Origin of the sequence: Phenylobacterium sp. (assembly GCF_031412415.1) — a bacterium.
Lineage (GTDB): Bacteria > Pseudomonadota > Alphaproteobacteria > Caulobacterales > Caulobacteraceae > Phenylobacterium.
In genome coordinates, this window is the sequence record NZ_JANOCX010000264.1 from 1 (window position 1) to 5,457 (window position 5,457).

Genomic DNA, 5,457 nt, shown 5'->3' on the forward strand with positions numbered 1-5,457 from the left:
TCGAGGGCGAGCGCCTTGGTGAAGCCAATCACCCCCGCCTTGGCGGCCGAGTAGTTGGTCTGGCCCATCTGGCCCTACTGGCCGTTGATCGACGAGATGTTGATGATCCGGCCCCAGGACCGCTCGCGCATGCCCTCGATAACCTGGCGGGTCATGTTGAAGACCGAGTCCATGTTGACCCGGACGACGTCGGACCACTGTTCCGGGCTCATCTTGTGGAACACCCCGTCGCGGGTGATGCCGGCGTTGTTGACCAGGATATCGATAGGTCCCAGTTCGGCGGTGACGTCGTCGACCGCGCGCTTGCAGTCGTCGAAGACCCCGACATTGCCCTTCACGACCATGACGCCGAGATCCTTGGCGCAGGCCACGGCCGCCTCTTCATTTCCGGAATAGCCTGCGGCGACCTTCATGCCGTCGGCCTTTAGCCGCTCGCAGATCGCTCTGCCTATGCCGCGGGTTCCGCCCGTGACGAACGCCACTCTGGCCATAGTCGCCTCCCATTTTCAAAAACGACGCCGGTTGATCCAGCGTTCAGGTCAAACCGCTTCGACGCACATGGCCACGCCCATGCCGCCACCGACGCACAACGTGGCCAGGCCCTTCTTGGCTCCCGAACGCTTCATCTCGTGGACAAGCGTGGTCAGGATCCGGGCGCCCGAGGCGCCGATGGGATGGCCGATGGCGATGGCGCCGCCGTTGACGTTCACCTTGGCAGGGTCGAGACCCAGGTCGCGCACGACGCAGATCGACTGGGCGGCGAAGGCCTCATTGGATTCGATCAGGTCGAGATCGCCGATCGCCCAGCCTGCCTTCTCCAGTGCCTTGCGGCTGGCGGGGATGGGGCCGGTGCCCATGATCTCGGGGTCGACGCCGGCCGAGGCCCAGGACGCGATGCGGGCCAGCGGGGTCAGGCCGCGCTTCTTGGCCTCGTCGGCGCTCATCAACACCAGCGCCGCGGCGCCGTCATTGAGGCCCGAGGCGTTGGCCGCGGTGACGGAGCCTTCTTTGTTGAAGGCTGGGCGCAGGCCCGAGACGCTTTCCAGCGTGGCGCCGTGGCGAATGTACTCGTCCTGATCGACGACCGTGTCGCCCTTGCGCCCCTTGATGGTGACCGGCGCGATCTCGCCGGCGAACTTGCCGGCCTTCTGGGCGGCCTCGGCCTTGTTCTGGCTGGCCACGGCGAACTGGTCCTGGTCCTCGCGGGTGATCTGCCAGCGGGCGGCGATGTTCTCGGCGGTCTGGCCCATGTGATAGCCGTGGAAGGCGTCGATCAGGCCGTCCTTCGTCATGGTGTCGGTGAACGACATGTCGCCCATCTTGGTGCCGTTGCGCAGGTGGGCGGCGTGCGGCGCCTGGCTCATGCTCTCCTGGCCGCCGGCGATGACGATGCCCACCGAGCCATCGGCGATCTGCTGGGCGCCCAGCGCCACGGCGCGCAGGCCCGAGCCGCAAAGCTGGTTCAGGCTCCAGGCCGGGCTCTCCACCGGGATGCCGGCGTTCACGGCGGCCTGGCGGGCCGGGCCCTGGCCGGTTCCGGCCTGCAGCACCTGGCCCATGATCACCTCGTCGACATCGGCGGCGGCGACGCCGGCGCGCTCGAGGGCGGCGAGGATGGCGACCTTCCCCAACTCATGGGCGGGCAGGCTGGAAAGCGCCCCATTGAACGATCCGACCGGGGTGCGGGCGGCCGAAACGATGACGACGTCGGTCATGGCGAGGCTCCTTCAAGGACAAGCAGTTCTATCTATCTGCAACCGCCCGATATTGGGCAAGAGGGTGAAATCTGCTCGCCTCATTGGAGCGGCGGCTTTCCGAACGCCCTCGCATCCGCGATACTGCGCTGCAAGAGCGTGGCGCGCCTCGTGGGGAGGGAGCCCGGCAAAGGGTCTATGATGGTCGACACCCAAGGTGGGAAGGCCGACGACACCCGTGTCGTCATCAAGAAATATGCGAACCGGCGGCTCTACAACACCGCCTCGTCCTCGTACGTCACGCTGGACCATCTCTCGGAGATGGTGAAGCAGGGCGTCGATTTCGTGGTCTTCGACGCCAAGACCGGCGAGGAGATCACCCGCACGGTCCTGACCCAGATTATCTTCGAGGAAGAGGGCCGCGACGGGCAGAACCTGTTGCCCATCCAGTTCCTGCGCCAGTTGATCGGGTTCTACGGCAATTCCATGCAGGCCTTCCTGCCGAGCTATCTGGAACTCTCCCTGGCGACGTTCGCCGAGCAGCAGGAGCGCCTGCGGACCCAGTTCTCGACGCTCGCGCCTGGAACCGGCATCGGTATCGGCGTCGGCGCCTATGACGAGACCATTCGTCAGAACCTGGCCATGTTCGACCGAGCCATGAAGATGTTCTCGCCGTTCTCCTACGCCGCCCGCGCCGACGAGGCCGCCCCCGCGACCAAGGCCGACGCTCCAGCCGCGGCGGCGGACGAGACGCTGAACGTGCTGAAGAAGCAGATGGAAGACATGCAGGCCCAGATCGAGAAGCTGGCAAAACGCTAGCTTAACCCGAGGCGCCTAGACTTGCGGTCGTCATGAGCTCGCCGATCGATCCCGTCCGTCGAAATCAACTGGTGCGCCGCGCCCAGCGACCGCACGGGGCTGATCGCGAGGAATCGAAGGACGCCCTCGATCGCAGCGTGCCGGCCATCTACGATCCCGCGCCCAGTCCGCCTCCGAGCGGCGCCGCGGAGGGCGCCTCGGCCTTCAACGCCCACCTCATGGGTCAGGACGGCCAGAAGCGCGGCCTGCGCGGCGGACCCGAGACCTTGGGCGCGGCCCGCAGCGTCTATACGAAAACCGAGTGGTCCGGCCCCGCCGACCGCCGCGCCCGCAAGGGCGGCGTGACCAAGACCGAGATTTAGCCGCCCTTCAGCCGCGCCAACTCCGCCTCCAGGCTCGCGACCCGTCGCTCAAGCGCCGCGAGCCGCCCGGTCAGGTTCTCCTGGCCGGGTACAGGGGTGGAGACTCCCGCGTTCAGCGCCACCTCGGCGGCGGGCACGCCCAGCAGATCGGCGAAAATGCCCACCTCCTCGGCGGAAAGTTCCCGCTGGTCCTTGAAGGCCAGGGCCAGGTCGGCCTCGCTCATGCCGGCGGCGGCGGCCATGACGCGCCTTGTGAGACCGCGTTCCGCCAGCTTCGCCTCGAACCAGGCGGCGTCGAAGAACAGCGCCATCAGTCGCGCCCGTCCTGGCGCCGGTCTTGCTTAACCACAGGTGAATCCCGCCTGGACCCGACGTTTCATGATCGCGCTCGCCACCCGCTTCTTCGACCTGGCCGTCGTCACGCTGATCTTCTCGGCCCTGACCTGAGATAGCCACGGCCCGACGCAAAAAAGAAGACGACCGGCGCGTGGGGCGCGCCGGTCGTCCTTTCCAGGCGACTTGAGGTCGAGGGCGTCGCCTAGAACTTCGCCGACAGTCCGACGAAGAAATAGCGTCCGATCACATCGTAGGTGTTGGGATCGGTGTTGCCCTCGATCGGGGAGGACAGGCGCGGCGCCTGCTTGTCGAAGAGGTTGCGCACCCCGCCCGAGACCACGTAGCGGTCGAAGGAATAGGCCGCCCGCACGTTGTTGTAGAAGTAGGCGTCCACCGTCGGCGCGGCGATGCCGGCCTTCGGGTTGGCCGCGCCGGCCGCGAGCGCCGTGGCGTACTTGCGGTCCTTCACCTTCGACAGGAACTCGGTCTGCCAGGCCAGCTGCAGGCCGCCACTGGTGTAGGCGAGCTGTCCGGTCCAGCGCCATTCGGGGATCGCGGGCGTATCGCCACCCACCGTGCCGACGCGATCAACGGCGGGCGCGCTGGGGTTGGCCTGGAAGGTGTTCTTGTCCACCCAGGTGCCGATCAGCGAGGCGCGAAGGCGGGCCGGATCGCCGCCGATCCCTAGGTTGTCCATCGTCCAGCCGTAGTTGGCGGCGATGTCCAGGCCCGAGGTCCGCAGGTTGGCCACGTTGGCCAGCGGCACGCCCCAGTCGATGATCTCGTAGGTGGTGCGCGAGCGGGTGAAGGTCCGGCAGAACGGGTTGTTTACATCCCCGCTGGCGAAGCAGGCCGCCAGCGTCCCTTGCGGTCCGCCGCCCAGGCGTTCGATGGCGTTCTCGATCTTGATGTCGAAATAGTCGACGGTCAGGTTGAACCCTGGGACGAAGGCCGGGGTCCAGACCGCGCCCACCGTGATGGTGTCGGAGGTCTCGACCGCCAGGTTGGCGTTGGACACCAGGCGAGCCTCGATGGCGGCGCCGTTCTGCTGGTAGCTGCCGATGGCGGACGCCGGCACGCCCTGGGCGATGCACAGCGCCGCCGTGGCGCCGCTGGGATTGGCGGTGCGCGAGCAGGGATCGGTCATGGCCGGATAGGTGTTCACCAGGCCGCCGAACAGTTCGGCGATGTTGGGCGCGCGGGCGGCGCGCTGATAGACGGCGCGCAGGCGCACGTCGCCGTTCACCCGCCATTCGCCGCCGGCCTTGTAGGTCTTCACCACGCCCGCGGTGGAGTAGTCGGAGTAGCGGGCCGCTAGTTCGAGGCCGAGATATTCGACGCCCGGCATGTCGGCCAGCAGCGGGACGATCGCTTCACCGTAGACTTCGCTGACGTCGAACTGGCCGGCGGTGGCGTTACGCTCGCCGAAGCCCGCCGAGGCGAAGTCCAGCAGCACCGGCGCGGGGTTGTCGTTGCTGGAAACATCGCGGTGCTCGAAGCCGAGCGCCAGGCCCAGGTCGCCGGCCGGCAGGGTGAATGGCGATCCCGAGATGTTGGCCTGGAAGATCTTCTCGGCCAGTTCGGTGGTCGACAGGTTGTCCACCCGCAGGAAGTTGACCAGTTCGGGCGACCAGTTGGTCAGGTTGGTGACCAGGACGCAGCGGGGATTGCCGCTGGCGCACTTGGTGGGATCGGTGGCGCTGGGGGTCGAGGCCTCGACGAAGGTGCGGCGCGAGATGTCGCCCTTCTGGACTTCGGTGGTGGCGAGGTGGCTGTAGCTGTAGCTCGCGTCCCATGACCAGCCGGCGATCTTGCCCTCGAGACCGCCGATGATCCGGTAGAGGTCGCGGGTGAAGGCGATCTCGCGCTTGGGGAACTGGCTGGGCGCCTCGAAACGGACGCCGAACGGCGCGTTCGGGTTGGGGCGCGCGTTCAGCAGGGCGCGGATGCCCGGGCTGATGAACGAGGCGTTGGCCGGCAAGCCGGGGACGTTGGTGGTTTCGCGGATGTTCGGCGCGGTGCGCGCCAGGATCGCGCGAGAGTCGACGTTGTTGTAGCCGAATTCCGCATAGGCCTTCACCGAGTCGCTGAAGTCGTAGGTCGCGCGGCTGTAGACGTTGGTGCGCTTCAGCGGGATCTGGATCGCGTAGTCCTGCTGCAGTTCGAAATTGGTGTCGGTGGCGGCGACGAACGGGCGCGGGACCAGGTTGTCCAGGGCGTAGTCGCGGTTGGTGAAGCCGCCGGTC

Annotated in this window: 5 protein-coding genes and 1 pseudogene; 2 read left to right on the forward strand and 4 right to left on the reverse strand. The window is 67.2% G+C overall.

Features of this window, described 5'->3' with window-relative positions; translation table 11 throughout:
- Positions 1-491, reverse strand: a pseudogene (locus RMO04_RS12875) (SDR family NAD(P)-dependent oxidoreductase); the annotation flags it as partial.
- 48 nt (positions 492-539) lie between these two features.
- A complete protein-coding gene (locus RMO04_RS12880) occupies positions 540-1,715 on the reverse strand; it encodes an acetyl-CoA C-acetyltransferase (RefSeq protein WP_309645182.1) in 1,176 nt (391 codons plus the stop codon).
- Positions 1,716-1,895: 180 nt separating this feature from the next.
- On the opposite strand from RMO04_RS12880, the gene phaR reads away from it, so the two are divergent.
- Together phaR and RMO04_RS12890 are read left to right on the forward strand one after the other, a co-directional pair.
- Entirely contained in the window at positions 1,896-2,513 is a 618-nt protein-coding gene (gene phaR, locus RMO04_RS12885) for a polyhydroxyalkanoate synthesis repressor PhaR (protein ID WP_405041501.1), read from the forward strand.
- Positions 2,514-2,545: 32 nt separating this feature from the next.
- The gene (locus RMO04_RS12890) at positions 2,546-2,875 is read left to right on the forward strand and encodes a hypothetical protein (RefSeq protein WP_309645184.1); all 330 of its coding nucleotides are present in this window, start codon (positions 2,546-2,548) and stop codon (positions 2,873-2,875) included.
- Here the strand turns inward: RMO04_RS12890 and RMO04_RS12895 are convergent.
- Positions 2,872-3,186 (reverse strand): DNA-binding protein, encoded by a 315-nt coding sequence (locus RMO04_RS12895; protein WP_309645185.1) that lies wholly within the window; start codon positions 3,184-3,186, stop codon positions 2,872-2,874. The two genes, RMO04_RS12890 and RMO04_RS12895, sit on opposite strands and share 4 nt — an antisense overlap.
- Positions 3,187-3,413: 227 nt before the next feature.
- Positions 3,414-5,457 (reverse strand): TonB-dependent receptor domain-containing protein (locus RMO04_RS12900; protein ID WP_309645186.1); only part of this gene is annotated, 2,044 nt, incomplete at its 5' end.

Coding starts and splice junctions, on each gene's coding strand:
- RMO04_RS12890 (WP_309645184.1), top strand. CDS start 2,546: ATGAGCTCGCCGATCGATCCCGTCCGTCGAAATCAACTGGTGCGCCGC.
- phaR (WP_405041501.1), top strand. CDS start 1,896: ATGGTCGACACCCAAGGTGGGAAGGCCGACGACACCCGTGTCGTCATC.
- RMO04_RS12880 (WP_309645182.1), bottom strand. CDS start 1,715: ATGACCGACGTCGTCATCGTTTCGGCCGCCCGCACCCCGGTCGGATCG.
- RMO04_RS12895 (WP_309645185.1), bottom strand. CDS start 3,186: ATGGCGCTGTTCTTCGACGCCGCCTGGTTCGAGGCGAAGCTGGCGGAA.